At 66.2% G+C, this 15,501-nt stretch carries 13 protein-coding genes; 12 read left to right on the top strand and 1 reads right to left on the bottom strand.

Going from position 1 to position 15,501, the window contains the following annotated elements:
- The first annotated feature begins 95 nt into the window (after window positions 1–95).
- The 5 genes from leuC to asd all read left to right on the top strand — a co-directional run bounded on the left by leuC (window position 96) and on the right by asd (window position 4,801).
- Window positions 96–1,496 (top strand): 3-isopropylmalate dehydratase large subunit, encoded by a 1,401-nt coding sequence (leuC, locus tag V6Z91_RS00995; RefSeq protein ID WP_338765445.1) that lies wholly within the window; start codon window positions 96–98, stop codon window positions 1,494–1,496.
- A gap of 218 nt (window positions 1,497–1,714) precedes the next feature.
- Entirely contained in the window at window positions 1,715–1,837 is a 123-nt protein-coding gene (locus V6Z91_RS00990; protein WP_155710630.1) for an entericidin A/B family lipoprotein, read from the top strand.
- A gap of 43 nt (window positions 1,838–1,880) precedes the next feature.
- Complete coding sequence (gene leuD / locus V6Z91_RS00985) at window positions 1,881–2,528, top strand: 3-isopropylmalate dehydratase small subunit (protein WP_338765437.1); 648 nt, start codon at window positions 1,881–1,883, stop codon at window positions 2,526–2,528.
- An 8-nt stretch (window positions 2,529–2,536) separates the two neighbouring features.
- Window positions 2,537–3,610 (top strand): 3-isopropylmalate dehydrogenase, encoded by a 1,074-nt coding sequence (gene leuB / locus V6Z91_RS00980; protein ID WP_338765434.1) that lies wholly within the window; start codon window positions 2,537–2,539, stop codon window positions 3,608–3,610.
- A 63-nt stretch (window positions 3,611–3,673) separates the two neighbouring features.
- Window positions 3,674–4,801, top strand: coding sequence for an aspartate-semialdehyde dehydrogenase (gene asd / locus V6Z91_RS00975; protein ID WP_338765431.1), 1,128 nt, complete (start codon window positions 3,674–3,676; stop codon window positions 4,799–4,801).
- Window positions 4,802–4,921: 120 nt separating this feature from the next.
- Here asd and V6Z91_RS00970 read toward each other — a convergent pair whose 3' ends face one another.
- Window positions 4,922–5,896, bottom strand: coding sequence for an IS1595 family transposase (locus tag V6Z91_RS00970; protein WP_338765428.1), 975 nt, complete (start codon window positions 5,894–5,896; stop codon window positions 4,922–4,924).
- 320 nt (window positions 5,897–6,216) lie between these two features.
- On the opposite strand from V6Z91_RS00970, the gene V6Z91_RS00965 reads away from it, so the two are divergent.
- The 7 genes from V6Z91_RS00965 (at window position 6,217) to folC (ending at window position 15,499) form a co-directional block, all read left to right on the top strand.
- Window positions 6,217–8,985, top strand: coding sequence for a FimV/HubP family polar landmark protein (locus V6Z91_RS00965; protein WP_338765426.1), 2,769 nt, complete (start codon window positions 6,217–6,219; stop codon window positions 8,983–8,985).
- Between the two features lie 82 nt (window positions 8,986–9,067).
- Window positions 9,068–9,892: a tRNA pseudouridine(38-40) synthase TruA gene (gene truA / locus V6Z91_RS00960; protein WP_338765424.1), complete on the top strand. Its 825-nt coding sequence runs from the start codon at window positions 9,068–9,070 to the stop codon at window positions 9,890–9,892.
- Between the two features lie 10 nt (window positions 9,893–9,902).
- Window positions 9,903–10,577 carry a phosphoribosylanthranilate isomerase gene (locus V6Z91_RS00955; RefSeq protein WP_338765421.1) on the top strand — a complete coding sequence of 225 codons (675 nt, stop codon included), beginning with the start codon at window positions 9,903–9,905 and terminating at the stop codon, window positions 10,575–10,577.
- 45 nt (window positions 10,578–10,622) lie between these two features.
- On the top strand, window positions 10,623–11,858 hold the full coding sequence (trpB, locus tag V6Z91_RS00950; RefSeq protein ID WP_338765418.1) for a tryptophan synthase subunit beta: 1,236 nt from the start codon (window positions 10,623–10,625) through the stop codon (window positions 11,856–11,858).
- Between the two features lie 205 nt (window positions 11,859–12,063).
- A complete protein-coding gene (gene trpA, locus V6Z91_RS00945; RefSeq protein WP_338765415.1) occupies window positions 12,064–12,861 on the top strand; it encodes a tryptophan synthase subunit alpha in 798 nt (265 codons plus the stop codon).
- Window positions 12,862–13,176: 315 nt separating this feature from the next.
- Window positions 13,177–14,049: an acetyl-CoA carboxylase, carboxyltransferase subunit beta gene (accD, locus tag V6Z91_RS00940; RefSeq protein ID WP_338765413.1), complete on the top strand. Its 873-nt coding sequence runs from the start codon at window positions 13,177–13,179 to the stop codon at window positions 14,047–14,049.
- A 163-nt stretch (window positions 14,050–14,212) separates the two neighbouring features.
- On the top strand, window positions 14,213–15,499 hold the full coding sequence (gene folC, locus V6Z91_RS00935) for a bifunctional tetrahydrofolate synthase/dihydrofolate synthase (protein WP_338765410.1): 1,287 nt from the start codon (window positions 14,213–14,215) through the stop codon (window positions 15,497–15,499).
- The last annotated feature ends 2 nt before the right edge of the window (window positions 15,500–15,501 follow it).

Raw genomic sequence — 15,501 nt, 5'->3', positions numbered from 1 at the left:
GCGGCCCAAAAGGCGGAAAGTCGGCTTGTTTTGCAGCGCACAAACTGTGGCATAATCAAAATGGAACTTTCTACACACAGGCAGCAAGCAGCACTATGAAGACGCTTTACGACAAACTCTGGGAGTCGCATGTGGTGCGTACCGAGGAAGACGGTACCGCCATCCTGTATATCGACCGCCACCTCGTGCACGAAGTCACCAGCCCGCAAGCCTTCGATGGCCTGCGTACCGCCGGCCGCAAGCCGTGGCGCCTGTCCGCCAACCTGGCCGTGGCCGACCACAATGTGCCCACCACCGACCGTTCGCACGGCATCGAGGACCCGGTGTCCCGCCTGCAGGTCGAAACGCTGGACCACAACACCAAGGAGTACGGCGTCACGTACTTCAACATGAACGACAAGCGCCAGGGCATCGTCCACGTGATCGGGCCGGAGCAGGGCGCCACCTTGCCGGGCATGACGGTGGTGTGCGGCGACTCGCACACGTCCACCCACGGCGCGTTCGGCGCGCTGGCGCACGGCATCGGCACTTCCGAAGTGGAGCACGTGCTGGCCACGCAGACGCTGCTGGCGAAGAAATCGAAGGCCATGCTGGTGCAGGTCGACGGCGAGCTGCCGCCCGGCGTGACGGCGAAGGACATCGTGCTGGCCATCATCGGCAAAATCGGCACCGCCGGCGGCACGGGTTACGCAATCGAGTTCGCCGGCTCGGCGATCCGCGCGCTGTCGATGGAAGGCCGCATGACGGTCTGTAACATGGCGATCGAGGCCGGCGCGCGCGCAGGCATGGTCGCGGTGGACGACACCACGATCGAGTACGTGAAAGGCCGCCCGTTCTCGCCGGCGGGCCCGCACTGGGACCGCGCCGTCGAATACTGGCGCACGCTGCACAGCGACCCGGGCGCGAAGTTCGACATGGTCGTCACCCTCGATGCCGCCGAGATCAAGCCGCAGGTCACCTGGGGCACGTCGCCCGAGATGGTCGTGCCGGTCGACGGCCGCGTGCCCGATCCGGACCAGGAAAAGGACACGGTCAAGCGCGAGGCGATGGAAAAGGCGCTCGTCTACATGCACCTCAAGCCCAATACGGCGATCGAGGATATTCGCATCGACAAGGTGTTCATCGGGTCCTGCACCAATTCGCGCATCGAGGACTTGCGCGCCGCCGCCGCCGTCGTGCGCGGCAAGCAGCGTGCCTCGAACGTGAAGCTGGCGATGGTGGTGCCGGGTTCGGGCCTCGTCAAGGAACAGGCCGAGCGCGAAGGGCTGGACGCGATCTTCAAGGCCGCCGGCTTCGAGTGGCGCGAACCGGGCTGCTCGATGTGCCTGGCAATGAACGCCGACCGGCTGGAGCCGGGCGAGCGCTGCGCCTCCACGTCGAACCGCAACTTCGAAGGCCGCCAGGGCCAGGGTGGCCGTACGCACCTGGTGTCGCCGGCCATGGCCGCCGCGGCCGGTATCGCCGGCCACTTCGTCGACGTTCGCGCGATCCGCTGAACCAAGACCCGGTTCGGCTGCGGGCCAATGGCCCGCAATCGAACCACGAAGCAAACCCTGCGGTCGGAAAGGAGTGACCGCTTATAAGCGGTCACCGCTGCGCAGGCGCGAAGCAGGCTTCACGAAACCCCTGCTACGCCCCGCCGGTCCGGCCCCGGCCTTCGCCGTGGGTTTTTGCGTAAATGCAGAAAACACTTTCACAAGAAGTCCCGAATATCATGAAAACCCTGTTCGCCATCGCCATCGCCACCATCGTCCTCACCGGCTGCAACACGGTCGCCGGCTTCGGCAAGGACGTCCAGAAAGTCGGCCAGGCCGTCGAAGGCGCCGGCAGAAAATAACATCGCGGCGCGGCCAGGTGCCGCGCCCCACCGAAAGAGCAGCATGGAAAAATTTACGATCTACGAGGGCCTCGTGGCCCCGCTCGACCGCTCGAACGTCGATACCGACGCGATTATCCCGAAGCAGTTCCTGAAATCGATCCGCCGCACCGGCTTCGGCCCCAACCTGTTCGACGAGTGGCGCTACCTGGATCACGGCGAGCCCGGCATGGACAATTCGAAGCGTCCGGTCAACCCGGACTTCGTGCTGAACCAGCCCCGCTACCAGGGCGCCTCGATCCTCCTCACGCGCAAGAACTTCGGCTGCGGCTCCTCGCGCGAGCACGCCCCGTGGGCGCTGGAACAATACGGCTTCCGCGCGATCCTGGCGCCGAGTTTCGCCGACATCTTCTTCAACAACTGCTTCAAGAACGGCCTGCTGCCCGTCGTGCTCACCGAAGCACAGATCGATCATCTGTTCGACGAAGTCAAGGCCTTCCCCGGTTACCGGCTGGTGGTCGACCTTGAGCAGCAAGTCATCCGCTCCCAGGACGGCAAGATCTCCTACCCCTTCCAGGTCGACGCCTTCCGTAAATACTGCCTGATGAACGGCCTCGACGACATCGGCCTGACGCTGCGCCACGCCGACAGCATCCGTGCCTTCGAAGAACGTCATCTGGCAAGCCAGCCCTGGCTGGCCAACTCGATCTGAAAACAACCATGAAAATCGCAATCCTGCCGGGCGACGGCATCGGCCCCGAGATCGTCACCCAGGCCGTCAAGGTGCTGAACGCACTGGACGAGAAGTTCGAACTGGAGACCGCACCCGTCGGCGGCGCAGGCTACGAGGCTGCCGGCCACCCGCTGCCGGAAGCCACGCTGGCGCTGGCGAAGGCGGCCGACGCCGTGCTGTTCGGCGCCGTCGGCGACTGGAAGTACGACACGCTCGACCGTCCGCTGCGCCCGGAACAGGCGATCCTCGGCCTGCGCAAGAACCTGGGCCTGTTCGCCAACCTGCGTCCGGCGATCCTGTACCCGGAACTGGCCGGCGCCTCCACGCTGAAACCCGAAGTGGTGTCGGGCCTGGATATCCTGATCATCCGCGAACTGACCGGCGACATCTACTTCGGCCAGCCGCGCGGCGTGCGCGAATGCCCGGACGGCCCCTTCAAGGGCCAGCGCGAAGGCTTCGACACGATGCGCTACGCCGAAGGCGAGATCCGCCGCATCGCCCACGTGGCCTTCCAGGCCGCGCAAAAGCGCGGCAAGCGCCTGACCAGCGTCGACAAGGCGAACGTCCTGGAGACCTTCCAGTTCTGGAAGGACATCGTGACCGACGTGCACAAGGAATACCCGGATGTCGCGCTGGACCACATGTACGTCGACAACGCCGCTATGCAGCTGGTCCGTGCCCCAAAGAAGTTCGACGTGATCGTCACCGGCAACATGTTCGGCGACATCCTGTCCGACGCGGCGGCCATGCTGACCGGTTCGATCGGCATGCTGCCGTCGGCCTCGCTGGACGCGAACAACAAGGGCCTGTACGAACCGTCGCACGGCTCGGCGCCGGACATCGCCGGCAAGGGCGTCGCCAATCCGCTGGCCACGATCCTCTCAAGCGCGATGATGCTGCGCTTCTCGCTGGGCCGCGCCGAACAGGCCGACCGCATCGAGAACGCCGTGAAGGCCGTGCTGGCGCAGGGCCTGCGCACGCCGGACATCCACGAGGAAGGCACCACCAGGGTGGGCACCGAGCAGATGGGCGACGCCGTCGTGAAGGCGCTGGCGAAATAATGTGCACCGAACGCGCGGGCTGCGCGTTCAACGAAAACATCCAAAACATCCGAGGGTAATCAAATGAAACTAGTAGGTCTGGTAGGCTGGCGCGGCATGGTCGGTTCCGTGCTGATGCAGCGCATGCAGGAAGAGGGCGACTTCGAGCACATCGAGCCGGTGTTCTTCTCCACTTCGAACACGGGCGGCAAGGCCCCGGCGATGGCGAAGAACGAAACCACGCTGAAGGATGCGACGAATATCGACGAACTGAAGCGCTGCGAGATCATTATCTCCTGCCAGGGCGGCGACTACACGAGCGAGGTATTCCCGAAGCTGCGCGCGGCAGGCTGGAACGGCTACTGGATCGACGCGGCTTCCACGCTGCGCATGGACAAGGAAGCCGTGATCGTGCTGGACCCGGTCAACCTGAACGTCATCAAGGATGCGATGACGAAGGGCGTGAAGAACTTCATCGGCGGTAACTGCACCGTGTCGTGCATGCTGATGGGCCTGGGCGGCCTGTTCAAGCAGGACCTGGTGGAGTGGATGACGTCGATGACGTACCAGGCCGCGTCGGGCGGCGGTGCGCAGCACATGCGCGAACTGCTGACGCAGTTCGGCACCATCAACGCTTCCGTGAAATCGCTGCTGGACAACCCGGCTTCGGCGATCCTGGAAATCGACCGCCAGGTGCTGGCGACCCAGCACGGCCTGTCGGCGGAAGAGACCAAGCAGTTCGGCGTGCCGCTGGCCGGCAACCTGATCCCGTGGATCGACAAGGACCTGAACAACGGCCAGTCGAAGGAAGAGTGGAAGGGCGGCGCCGAGACCAACAAGATCCTCGGCCGCGGCGAAGGCTTCGGTTCCAAGGCGATCTCGGTCGACGGCCTGTGCGTGCGCATCGGCGCGATGCGCTGCCATTCGCAGGCGCTGACCATCAAGCTGAAGAAGGACGTGCCGCTGGACGAGATCAACGACATCATCGCGGGCGACAACCAGTGGGTGAAGTTCGTGCCGAACACGCGCGAAGCGTCGGTGCGCGACCTGACCCCGGCCGCCGTCACGGGCAGCCTGACGATCCCGGTTGGCCGTGTGCGCAAGCTGTCGATGGGCCCGGAATACATTTCCGCGTTCACCGTCGGCGACCAGCTGCTGTGGGGTGCCGCCGAACCGCTGCGCCGCATGCTGCGCATCGTGCTGGACAAGTAATTGCCCTGCCGGGGCCCCGGCAGACATGAAGACCGGCTCCCAGTGGGCCGGTTTTTTTTGGGCGCTGTTCGCGGACGCTAGGCTTTCCCCTAATCACGGAACTTCTGAATCCGGTCGCTGTCAGTAGCGGCCTGAGCCTTGCTTGCCCGGCGCCACCCCGACGCGCAGCCAGTGCGACGGCGTGGTGAGCGCGGCAGCGTCCAGCACGCGTTGCCAGCCGGTGTAATTGGCCAGGTAGCGGCTGGCCACACCGTTGAACCGGCGCAGCCACGTCTTGAAGCGCCCATGCCATCCGTTAACATTTTGAATGTGGATGGCCTCTCGAACCCTCTCGCCGCGCTGCACGTTGACCGATTCGTGCGTGATGCCGGCCTGCCGCGCGAACGCCTGGTAGGCATTGGCGCCATCGCTGATGAGAATGACGTCTTGCGCCAATACGGGCAGCAGGTGCTTGGCCAGTTGCCCCGCGCTGACCGGTCCGCGCCCGGTCACGAAGTCGTACGTGAGCTTGTTGCGGTCGCGGGCGACGAGGATACAGTCGAGCTCGCGGCTGATGCCGCGCCGGGTCGCCTTGCCGCCGCGCTTGCGGGCCGGGCGATCCAAGTGGCGCGATCCCTTCTGCGATTCCAGGTGATAGGTTTCGTCGGCCTCCACGACCGTTGACAACTCGGCGCGCCGCTCCCGCCGGACGGCGGCAATGAACCGGTGCCGCCATCGAAAACTGGTCGACTTCGCCACCGCCACGCGTTTGGCCGCCGTGCGCACCGTCGTCGATTCGATCAGGCATTGCAGGTACGCCAGCCATTTGTCGCGCCGCTTGAGGTGGGCCAGGGGCGTGGCGGTCAGCGCGTTATAAGTGCTGCCGCATCCCGTGCACCGATAGCGTTGCAGGCCGTTGGCCTTGCCGCTGCGGTGGCAATGGGCGCAGGCGCAGTGCGGGCATGGCGGTCTTCCCGCTGCCGCCTCGATCAGGGCAAGGCATTGTCCAGGATGCGTGACCGTGGCCAGGTATTCACGCAAAGCTGCGATTTCGTCCGGCCCCAGCTGTAGCTGGACCAGTGCCTTGAACAAAAACTGGAAATCCGCAGTCCCCATTTCGGCCTCCTGATATGCATGAAGTAGCTCAACAGGAGGTCAGACAGCGTTGCGCGGAGGAAGTTCCCATAGCATTGGCGAACAGCGCCTTTTTTTGCCCGCGAGGCATGCAGGTGGCAACTCGTTGCATTGCGAACACAGCTTCCGATCCGCTACCGTTGCCGCCGATGGGCTGGCGGGTGCAAGCCGCCGTGCCGTTCCGGTTCCGCGACCCTCGCGTCCCACAGCGGAGCGTCGCTTGCATGCTCACGGGCATGATGTTATGTTGGGATGTCCGGGAGAGCATCCGGATGCCCGTTGCCAACTTAACACCACATAATATGCCCGTACAAAAACGCTCCAGGGTCGCTTCATTCGCGTTGTCTGCACTGGCCAGCGCCGTCATCGGCGCAGCCATTCTTCCGCCGGCGCATGCAGCCGGCCTCGGCAAGCTCACCGTACTGTCCGCCCTGGGGCAGCCGTTGCGCGCCGAGATCGAGCTGACGGCCGTGACGCCCGAGGAGGCCAACGGCCTGGCCGTGAAGCTGGCGCCGCCCGAAGCGTTCAAGGCCGCGAACATCGAATTCAATCCGGCGCTGAAGAACCTGCGGTTCGACATCGAACAGCGCGACGGGCGCCGCTTCATCCGCGTGACGTCCGCCCAGCCGGTCAACGAACCCTTCGTCGACATGCTGCTGGAGCTGACCTGGGCCAACGGGCGCCTGGTGCGTGAATACACCTTCCTGCTCGATCCGGCCGAGATGCGCAATGCGCAAGCGCCGCAGGTCGCGGCGCCGACGGAGGTCAACCGCGGCGCGGCGCAGGCGCCGGCGGCACCGCCCGCGCAGGCTCCGGCACGCCCCGCGGAGACCGCCCAAACCGACGATGTCCGCGTCAAGCGCGGCGATACGCTGTCGGGCATCGCCAGCGAGATCAAGCCGGCGGATGTGTCGCTGGACATGATGCTGGTGGCGCTGTACCGCGCCAACCCCGAGGCATTCATCGGCAAGAACATGAACCGGCTGCGGTCCGGCAAGATCCTGTCCGTGCCCGACGCCGACACGGTGCGTGCCACCGACCGCTCCGAGGCGCGCCGCGTCGTGGTCGCGCATGCGGCGGACTTCAATGCCTACCGCAACCGGCTTGCCGCCCAGGTCGAGGCCGCCACGCCGGCGCAGGCGCCGGAGGCGCAGCAGAGCGCTGGCGGCAAGATCACCGCCAAGGTCGAGGAGCGCCCCAGTGCCGTGACCGAGGCGCAGGACAAGTTGAAGCTGTCGAAGGCCGGCGAAACGTCCGGCAAGGCAGGCGGCACGGAAGACAAGATCGCCAAGGACCAGCAGGTGGCCGATGCCGCCGCGCGCGTCAAGGAACTGGAAAAGAACGTCAGCGACCTCGAGAAGCTGATGGCGGTGAAGAGCCAGACGGGCGCGGACGCGCAGAACAGCGCCACCGTGCCGGAAATGGATGGGCGGGGCGACGCGGTCGCGGCCGCACCCCAGCCGATGGCGCCAAGCGTGGCAGCCCCGGCCCCGGCGCCGGCCAAGCCGGCCGCGCCACCGCCCGTGATTGCTCCGGAGCGCATGGAGCCGGGCGTCATGGATGCGCTGAAGGACAATATGCAGGCGCTCGGCATCGCGCTCGCCGCGATCCTCGGCGGCACGGCGCTGATCCTGGCGCGGCGCCGCAAGGCGGGGAAAGCGACCACCGTCGTGCCGCGCGAGCCGGCGCCGCCGGCCGCGCCGGTCGAGCAGGAATCGCCCTCGCTGTTCGCCGAGCCGGGCGGCCAGAGCGTGGATACGAGCCACAGCGTGTTCAATTCGAACTTCGCCCCGTCGGCCAGCCAGCTGGACATGAACGAGGTCGATCCGGTGGCCGAGGCCGACGTGTATATCGCCTACGGCCGCGATGCGCAGGCCGAGGAAATCCTGAAGGAAGCGCTGCGCACGCATCCCGAACGCCACGCGGCGCGCCTGAAGCTGATGGAGATCTACGCCAACCGGAAGGACCTGCGCGCGTTCGAAGTACAGGCCAACGAGTTGCTCGCGCTGACCAGGGGGCAGGGCGATGAATGGGCGCAGGCGGCCGCGCTGGGCCGCTCGATCGATCCGGGCAACGCGCTGTATGCCGCGCCGGGTGGCGCCGGCCCGCTGGCCGCCACTGCCGCGGCGGCCGGCGCTGCCGCACTGGCCGCCGACGCGGCCGCGTCCGCCGACCTTGCCCCGCCGGCCCCGGCGCACGGAGATTTCGCGTCGGTGCTGGACGATGCTGCGCGCGCCCGTGCCGCCGAGCCGGCGCACGAGGGCCTCGATCTCGACCTTTCCAGCGAACCGGCGCCCGAGGCGGCCGTCAATGCGCTCGACTTCGATTTCGCCGATACCCCGGCGCCGAACCGGCAAGACGGCCTGGCCGACTTCGATGTCAGCGACGCCACCGCGCAGCCGGACTTCGCGCAGCCGCCCACGACGCCGGCGCAGCCGAAGGTGGAAGATGCCGAGCACTACCTCGACTTCGACCTGGGCGGCCTGGGCACCGAGCCGGCTGCCGAGGCTGGCGAGCCACCGGCCGCGAAGGCCGAGGCGCCGGCCGACCCGCTCGACTTCGGCTTCGACTTCCCGCCCGAACCGGCCCGGCCGGCCTCCGCGCCGGCCGACTCCGACTTCGACCTCGACCTGACGGCCGACGCGAAAGCCGCGCCGGCCCCGGCGGCGGCGCCCGGTACCGACCCGTTGGCCAAGCTGGACCTGATGGACTTCGACGTCGCCGGTACGACGCCGCCTGCCGCGAACCCGGCGCCGGCGCCGGACGACCCCGACTTCAACGTGGCCGACGTGCCGCCGGCGCCGGCTGCCGCGCCGCCGCCGCCGGAATTCGACCTGTCCGGCATCGACCTGGACCTGGATGAAACCGCCGCACCGCAAGGCGAGGCGGCACCTGCCCCTGCCGCGTTGACGCCGCTGCAGATGGAAATGGACACCAAGCTCGATCTGGCCGTCGCCTACCAGGAGATCGGCGACAAGGAAGGGGCCCGCGAACTGCTGGACGAAGTGCTGCGCGGCGGTACCGCGGAACAGGTGGCGCGCGCCAACCAGATGCTGGCGCAACTGGGCTGACGCGGCCATCCCCGGCCCCGCCGGCTCATGGGCCCATGCATGCGCGTATAATGCCCGCTCTTTCAACACACTCGGGCAGGCATTGAAACGCATCGCATTGGGCGTCCAGTACAACGGCGCCGACTGGCAGGGATACCAGGTCCAGCCCCACGGCCAGACCGTGCAGGACAAGCTGGAGGAGGCGATCGAGCGCTTCGCCTGCGTGCGCATCGGCACCACCTGCGCCGGCCGCACCGACGCGGGCGTGCACGCCTTGGGCCAGGTCGTCCACTTCGATACCGACCTGCGGCGCGAGCCGCATGCCTGGGTGCGCGGCATCAACGCCTTCCTGCCCGATTCGATCGGCGTTCGCTGGGCCAAGGAACTGCATGACGTGGTGCAGTTCGGCGACGCCGAATTCCAGCCCGAGCAGGATTTCCATGCACGCTTCTCGGCGCGCTCCCGCACCTACCACTACCTGCTGTACAACCATCCGGTGCGCGCGCCGCTGCTGGCCGGCCGCGCCGGCTTCACGCACCGGCCGCTGGACGTGGAACGCATGCGCGAGGCGGTCCGCCCGCTGCTGGGCCGGCACGACTTTTCCGCGTTCCGCGCCGCCGGCTGCCAGGCGAAGACGCCGGTCAAGGACATGTACGAGATCGGCATCGAGCGGCACGGCGACATGATCCTGTTCACGCTGCGCGCCAGCGCCTTTCTCCACCACATGGTGCGCAACCTGGTCGGTTCGCTGGTCTACGTGGGGCAGGGGCGCGAGAACACCGATTGGCTCGGTGAACTGCTGGAAGGGCGCAACCGCACGCTGGCCGCGCCCACGTTCATGCCGGACGGACTGTACCTGGCGCAGATCGAATACGATGCGAAGTGGGGCCTGCCGCAGGAAACGCCGCGCATCCTCCCCGCCTTCTGAAGGAACCATCATGCAGCGTACCCGCATCAAGATCTGCGGCCTGACCCGCGAAGAGGACGTAGCCGCCGCCGTGGCGGCCGGTGCCGACGCGATCGGCTTCGTGTTCTACCCGAAGAGCCCGCGCTACGTGACGCCGCAGCGCGCGGCCGAGCTGATCGCGACCCTGCCGCCGTTCGTGACGGCGGTCGGGCTGTTCGTCAACCATGCGCCGGAAGAGGTGGCCGGGATCGTGCGCGTGGCGCCGGTCGGCCTGCTGCAGTTCCACGGCGACGAGACGGCCGAACAATGCGCCCGGGCCGCCGCTGCCGCGCAGCGGCCCTACGTGCGGGTGTTCCGCGTAAAACCGTCCACGACCGGGACCGAGCTGCTAGAATATGACGCTCAATGCCGCGCCTCCTCGCCTCTTTTCACTGGAGTGCTGCTCGACACGTTCGTCGATGCCTATGGCGGCGCAGGAAAGGTTTTCGATTGGTCTCTCATTCCAAAAGAACTCGCGCATCGGGCCGTTTTGAGTGGTGGCTTGAGCGTGCAAAATGCGACTGGCGCGGTGGCGCAGGTTCGCCCCTACGCGGTTGACGTCAGTTCCGGCGTCGAGTCCGCGAAGGGCATCAAGGATGCCGGCCTGATCGCGCAATTCATTGCCGCGGTGAGGGCCGGCGATGCCACCCCCGGGAACGTCGCATAAGCTTCATGCAGCAACGGCGTTCCCAGTAACCGAGAGAACGCCAACATGACTTCCGCAAATTCGAAGGCGCTGTTCCACGCCACCGACTATCAACTGCCCGACGCCACCGGCCACTTCGGCCCCTACGGCGGTTCCTTCGTCGCCGAAACGCTCACCTATGCGCTGGCCGAGCTGAACGAGGCCTATGCCCGCTACAGCAAGGACCCCGAATTCCTCGACGAATTCCGCTACGAGCTGAAGCACTTCGTCGGCCGCCCGTCGCCGATCTACCACGCCAAGCGCTGGTCCGAGATCGCCGGCGGCGCGCAGATCTACTTCAAGCGCGAAGACCTGAACCACACGGGCGCGCACAAGATCAACAACGTGATCGGCCAGGCGCTGCTGGCCAAGCGCATGGGCAAGCCGCGCATCATCGCCGAAACGGGCGCCGGCCAGCACGGCGTGGCCACGGCCACGATCTGCGCCCGCTTCGGCCTGGAATGCGTGGTCTACATGGGCGCCGAGGACGTGAAACGCCAGGCCCAGAACGTCTACCGCATGAAGCTGCTGGGCGCCACCGTCGTGCCCGTCGAATCCGGCTCGAAGACGCTGAAGGATGCGCTGAACGAGGCGATGCGCGACTGGGTCACGAATATCGAGAACACGTTCTACATCATCGGCACCGTCGCCGGCCCGCACCCGTATCCGATGCTGGTGCGCGACTTCCAGTCCGTGATCGGCGAGGAATGCCTCGTGCAGATGCCGGAAATGGCGGGCCGCCAGCCCGACTACGTACTGGCCTGCATCGGCGGCGGCTCGAACGCGATGGGTATCTTCTATCCATACATCGACCAGAAGGACACGCAGCTGATCGGCGTGGAAGCGGCGGGCGAGGGTCTGGACACCGCCAAGCACGCCGCCTCGCTGACGAAGGGCTACCCGGGCGTCCTGCACGGCAACCGCACCTACCTGCTGCAGAGCGACGATGGCCAGATCATCGAAACCCACTCGGTCTCGGCCGGCCTCGACTATCCGGGCGTGGGCCCCGAACACGCGTGGCTGAAGGATTCCGGCCGCGCCCAGTACGTGTCGATCACCGACGAGGAAGCGCTGCAGGCTTTCCACGACTGCTGCCACATCGAAGGCATCATCCCCGCGCTGGAATCGTCGCACGCACTGGCCTACGCGGCCAAGCTGGCCGCCACGCTGCCGAAGGACAAGATCGTGCTGGCGAACCTGTCCGGGCGGGGTGACAAGGACATGCATACCGTTGCCGAGCGCATGGGGTTGAAGTTCGGGTAATCGTTGCCTGAAGCCGGGGTGAAGCAGGGAATTCGCGGAGCATGGCTGCGCGCCTGCGGAACGATATGGGCCTGCAGGCCCGTGCTCCTTCCGACCCCATTTCGAGGAAGCATTGCCTGATACCGGGGTCAGACCCCGGTTCCGAGAAACATTGCCTGGAACCTGGGTCAGACCCCGGTTCCGAGAAACATTTGCCGAGAACAACATGTCCCGTATCGCCCAGACTTTCGCCGCGCTGAAAGCGCACAACAAGACCGGTCTCGTGACCTTCATTACCGCCGGCGACCCGTCGCCCGCGCTGACGGTGCCGCTGCTGCACGCCCTGGTGGCGGGCGGTGCCGATGTGCTGGAACTCGGCGTGCCGTTTTCCGACCCGATGGCCGAGGGCCCCGTCATCCAGCGCGCCTGCGAGCGCGCGCTGGTGCACGGGATCGGCATCCGCCACGTGTTCGAGTACGTGCGCGAGTTCCGCAAGACCAACCAGCACACGCCCGTGGTGCTGATGGGCTATGCCAATCCGATCGAGCGCATCGGGGTCGATGCCTTTGTCGAGCAATCGCGCGAGGTGGGCGCCGACGGCGCGATCGTCGTCGACTACCCGCCCGAGGAGTGCGAGGAATTCGCCGCCAGGATGCGTGCCGCCGGCCTCGACCTGATCTTCCTGCTCGCGCCCACCTCGACCGAGGAGCGCGTGGCGCAGGTGGCCAAGGTCGGTAGCGGCTTCTCGTATTACGTGTCGCTGAAGGGCGTGACCGGCGCCGGCCACATCGACACCGCCCAGGTGGCCGAACGGATCGCCGCCATTCGCCGGCATGTGAGCCTGCCGATCGGCGTGGGCTTCGGCATCCGCGACGCCGCGACCGCCAAGGTCCTTGCCGGCGTGGCCGACGCGGTCGTGATCGGCAGCCGCATCATCCAGGAAATCGAAGCGTCCGAGCCCGAGCAGGCACCGGCCGCCGTGCAGGCCTTCGTCGCCGGCATCCGGCGAGCGCTGGACGAGTAAGCGCTAAAGCCGGGCTCGTGTCCCGTGGCCAGGCACCAAGGGACACAGCCTCAGCCATTCGTATTCGGCTAGGCGCGCCGCCAGACGGCGGCTTGTGCTCTGTCCATCGCGATCGGGCGGGCTTCAGATGACCACGGACAAGGCTGAGCTCGTGTCCCTCGGTGCCTGGCACCGTGAGACACAAGCTCAGCCATTAGAGCCCTGCGGACCGCATGAAATCTCACGTGCGTGCTAAAAATTGCCAATTTTGAATGTTCGACACGGCTGGCATAAACGGCTACACTTCGCCCCTAAGTTAGAGCAACAGGAGAAAATATGAGCTGGTTGGAAAAACTGCTTCCCCCCCGCATCCAGCGCTCGGAAGCTGCCGCTCGCAAGACGATGCCGGAAGGCCTGTGGGTCAAGTGCCCCTCCTGCGAGGCCGTCCTGTACCGTACGGACCTCGAGTCGAACCTGCACGTTTGCCCGAAGTGCGACCACCACATGCGCATCCGCGCCCGTGAGCGCCTCGACGCGCTGCTGGACGCCGGCGGCCGCTATGAAATCGGCCAGGAAACGCTGCCCGTCGATTCGCTGAAGTTCAAGGACAGCAAGAAATACCCGGATCGCCTGAAGCAAGCCATGGAAGCCACGGGCGAGACCGATGCGCTCGTGTGCCTGGGCGGTTCCATCATGAGCCTGCCGGTTGTCGTGGCATGTTTCGAGTTCGAATTCATGGGCGGCTCGATGGGTTCCGTCGTCGGCGAGCGCTTCGCCCGCGCGGCCCAGGTCGCCCTGGAACAGAAGGTGCCGTTCATCTGCATCACGGCTACCGGCGGTGCGCGCATGCAGGAAGGCTTGCTGTCGCTGATGCAGATGGCCAAGACCACCTCGATGCTGACCAAGCTGTCCGAGAAGAAGCTGCCGTTCATCAGCGTGCTGACCGACCCGACCATGGGCGGCGTGTCCGCCTCGTTCGCCTTCATGGGCGACGTGGTGATGGCCGAGCCGAAGGCGCTGATCGGCTTCGCCGGCCCGCGCGTGATCGAGAACACGGTGCGCGAAAAGCTGCCGGAAGGCTTCCAGCGCAGCGAATTCCTGCTGACCAAGGGCGCCATCGACATGATCGTCGACCGCCGCAAGATGCGCGAGGAAATCGCGCGCCTGCTGGCCTTGCTGCAGAACCAGGCTGCCGAAGTCATCGCCTGACCGTGCCGGCCTGACAAGGCCATGGTGCATGCCTGAAACGCATGCCTGAAACGCATGCTGATACAAGCCCGAACGGGGCCGGGTCCGCGAGGACCCGGCCCCGTTCTTCATGGTGCGCTAGAATGGCGCCTTTCCTGGTTTTTGCCGTTTTTCTCCCGACCCAATGCCCACCCCGACCACCCTGCCAGAATGGCTCGCGCTGCTCGAATCGCGCCATGCCGAAACCGTCATCAACATGGGCCTCGACCGCGTGCGCGCCGTCAAGGAACGCCTGCAACTGCAATTTTCCTGCCCGGTGATCATGGTGGCGGGCACCAATGGCAAGGGCTCCACCTGCGCGATGCTGGAGTCGATCCTGTTGCGCGCCGGCTACCGCGTCGGGCTGTACATCAAGCCGCACTTCCTCGACTTCAATGAGCGCGCCCGCGTCAATGGCGACCTGGCCACCGACGCGATGCTGGTCGAGGCCTTCGATGCCGTCGAGGCGGTGCGCGGCGATACGCCGCTGACGTATTTCGAGTTCACCACGCTGGCGATCCTGCACCTGATGAGCCGCGCGAACCTGGATGTGGCGATCCTCGAGGTAGGCCTGGGCGGCCGGCTGGATGCCGTCAACGTTGTCGATGCCGACGTGGCGATCGTCACCTCCGTCGACATCGACCACGTCGACTACCTGGGCGGCACGCGCGAGCAGATTGGCTTCGAGAAGGCCGGCATTTTCCGGCCGGGCAAGGCGGCCATCTGCAGCGACCCGGTGCCGCCGCAGGCGCTCATCGATCATGCGGCTGCGATTGGTGCGGACCTGTGGCTGATGGGCCGCGACTTCAACTACTCCGGCGACAAGCAGCAGTGGAACTACGGCGGCCGTTCGATGCGCCGCAATTCGCTGGCCTATCCGAGCCTGCGCGGCGCGAACCAGTTGCTCAACGCCTCGGCCGCACTGGCCGTGCTCGAAGTGCTCAAGCATGAGCTGCCGGTGGGCGCCCAGGAAGTGCGGCACGGCCTCGTCACCGTCGAGCTGCCGGGGCGCTTCCAGGTGCTGCCGGGCCGCCCGACCGTGATCCTGGACGTGGCGCACAATCCGCACGCAGCCTCGGCGCTGCACCAGAACCTGGGCAATATGGGCTTCCACCCGTACACGTTCGCGGTGTTCGGGTCCATGCACGACAAGGATATCGATGGCGTGATCAAGGCCATCGGCGGCTCGATCGACCACTGGTGCGTGACCACGCTGCCGTCGCCGCGCGCCGCGTCCGCGTCGGAACTGGCCGCCAAGGTGCAGGCAACCGTGCCGGACATGCATGAAAAGACCGTCAATATATTCGATACCCCGGCACAAGCTTTTGCAAATGCAATGAGCCGGGCGGGGGAGAATGATAGAATTGTGGTCTTTGGCTCGTTCCTGACGGTGGCTGGCGTCATGGCCGCCCGAAAATCCTCCCTTCACTGATT

Source organism: Massilia sp. METH4, assembly GCF_037094685.1.
Classification (GTDB): Bacteria; Pseudomonadota; Gammaproteobacteria; order Burkholderiales; family Burkholderiaceae_D; genus Rugamonas.
Note: the sequence above shows the minus strand (reverse complement) of the source record. Positions and strands in the feature narration are given on the sequence as shown.

Bases quoted from the DNA above. Each gene is read 5' to 3' on its own strand.
- leuC (WP_338765445.1), top strand. From the start codon at position 96: ATGAAGACGCTTTACGACAAACTCTGGGAGTCGCATGTGGTGCGTACC.
- V6Z91_RS00990 (WP_155710630.1), top strand. From the start codon at position 1,715: ATGAAAACCCTGTTCGCCATCGCCATCGCCACCATCGTCCTCACCGGC.
- leuD (WP_338765437.1), top strand. From the start codon at position 1,881: ATGGAAAAATTTACGATCTACGAGGGCCTCGTGGCCCCGCTCGACCGC.
- leuB (WP_338765434.1), top strand. From the start codon at position 2,537: ATGAAAATCGCAATCCTGCCGGGCGACGGCATCGGCCCCGAGATCGTC.
- asd (WP_338765431.1), top strand. From the start codon at position 3,674: ATGAAACTAGTAGGTCTGGTAGGCTGGCGCGGCATGGTCGGTTCCGTG.
- V6Z91_RS00970 (WP_338765428.1), bottom strand. From the start codon at position 5,896: ATGGGGACTGCGGATTTCCAGTTTTTGTTCAAGGCACTGGTCCAGCTA.
- V6Z91_RS00965 (WP_338765426.1), top strand. From the start codon at position 6,217: ATGCCCGTACAAAAACGCTCCAGGGTCGCTTCATTCGCGTTGTCTGCA.
- V6Z91_RS00955 (WP_338765421.1), top strand. From the start codon at position 9,903: ATGCAGCGTACCCGCATCAAGATCTGCGGCCTGACCCGCGAAGAGGAC.
- trpB (WP_338765418.1), top strand. From the start codon at position 10,623: ATGACTTCCGCAAATTCGAAGGCGCTGTTCCACGCCACCGACTATCAA.
- trpA (WP_338765415.1), top strand. From the start codon at position 12,064: ATGTCCCGTATCGCCCAGACTTTCGCCGCGCTGAAAGCGCACAACAAG.
- accD (WP_338765413.1), top strand. From the start codon at position 13,177: ATGAGCTGGTTGGAAAAACTGCTTCCCCCCCGCATCCAGCGCTCGGAA.
- folC (WP_338765410.1), top strand. From the start codon at position 14,213: ATGCCCACCCCGACCACCCTGCCAGAATGGCTCGCGCTGCTCGAATCG.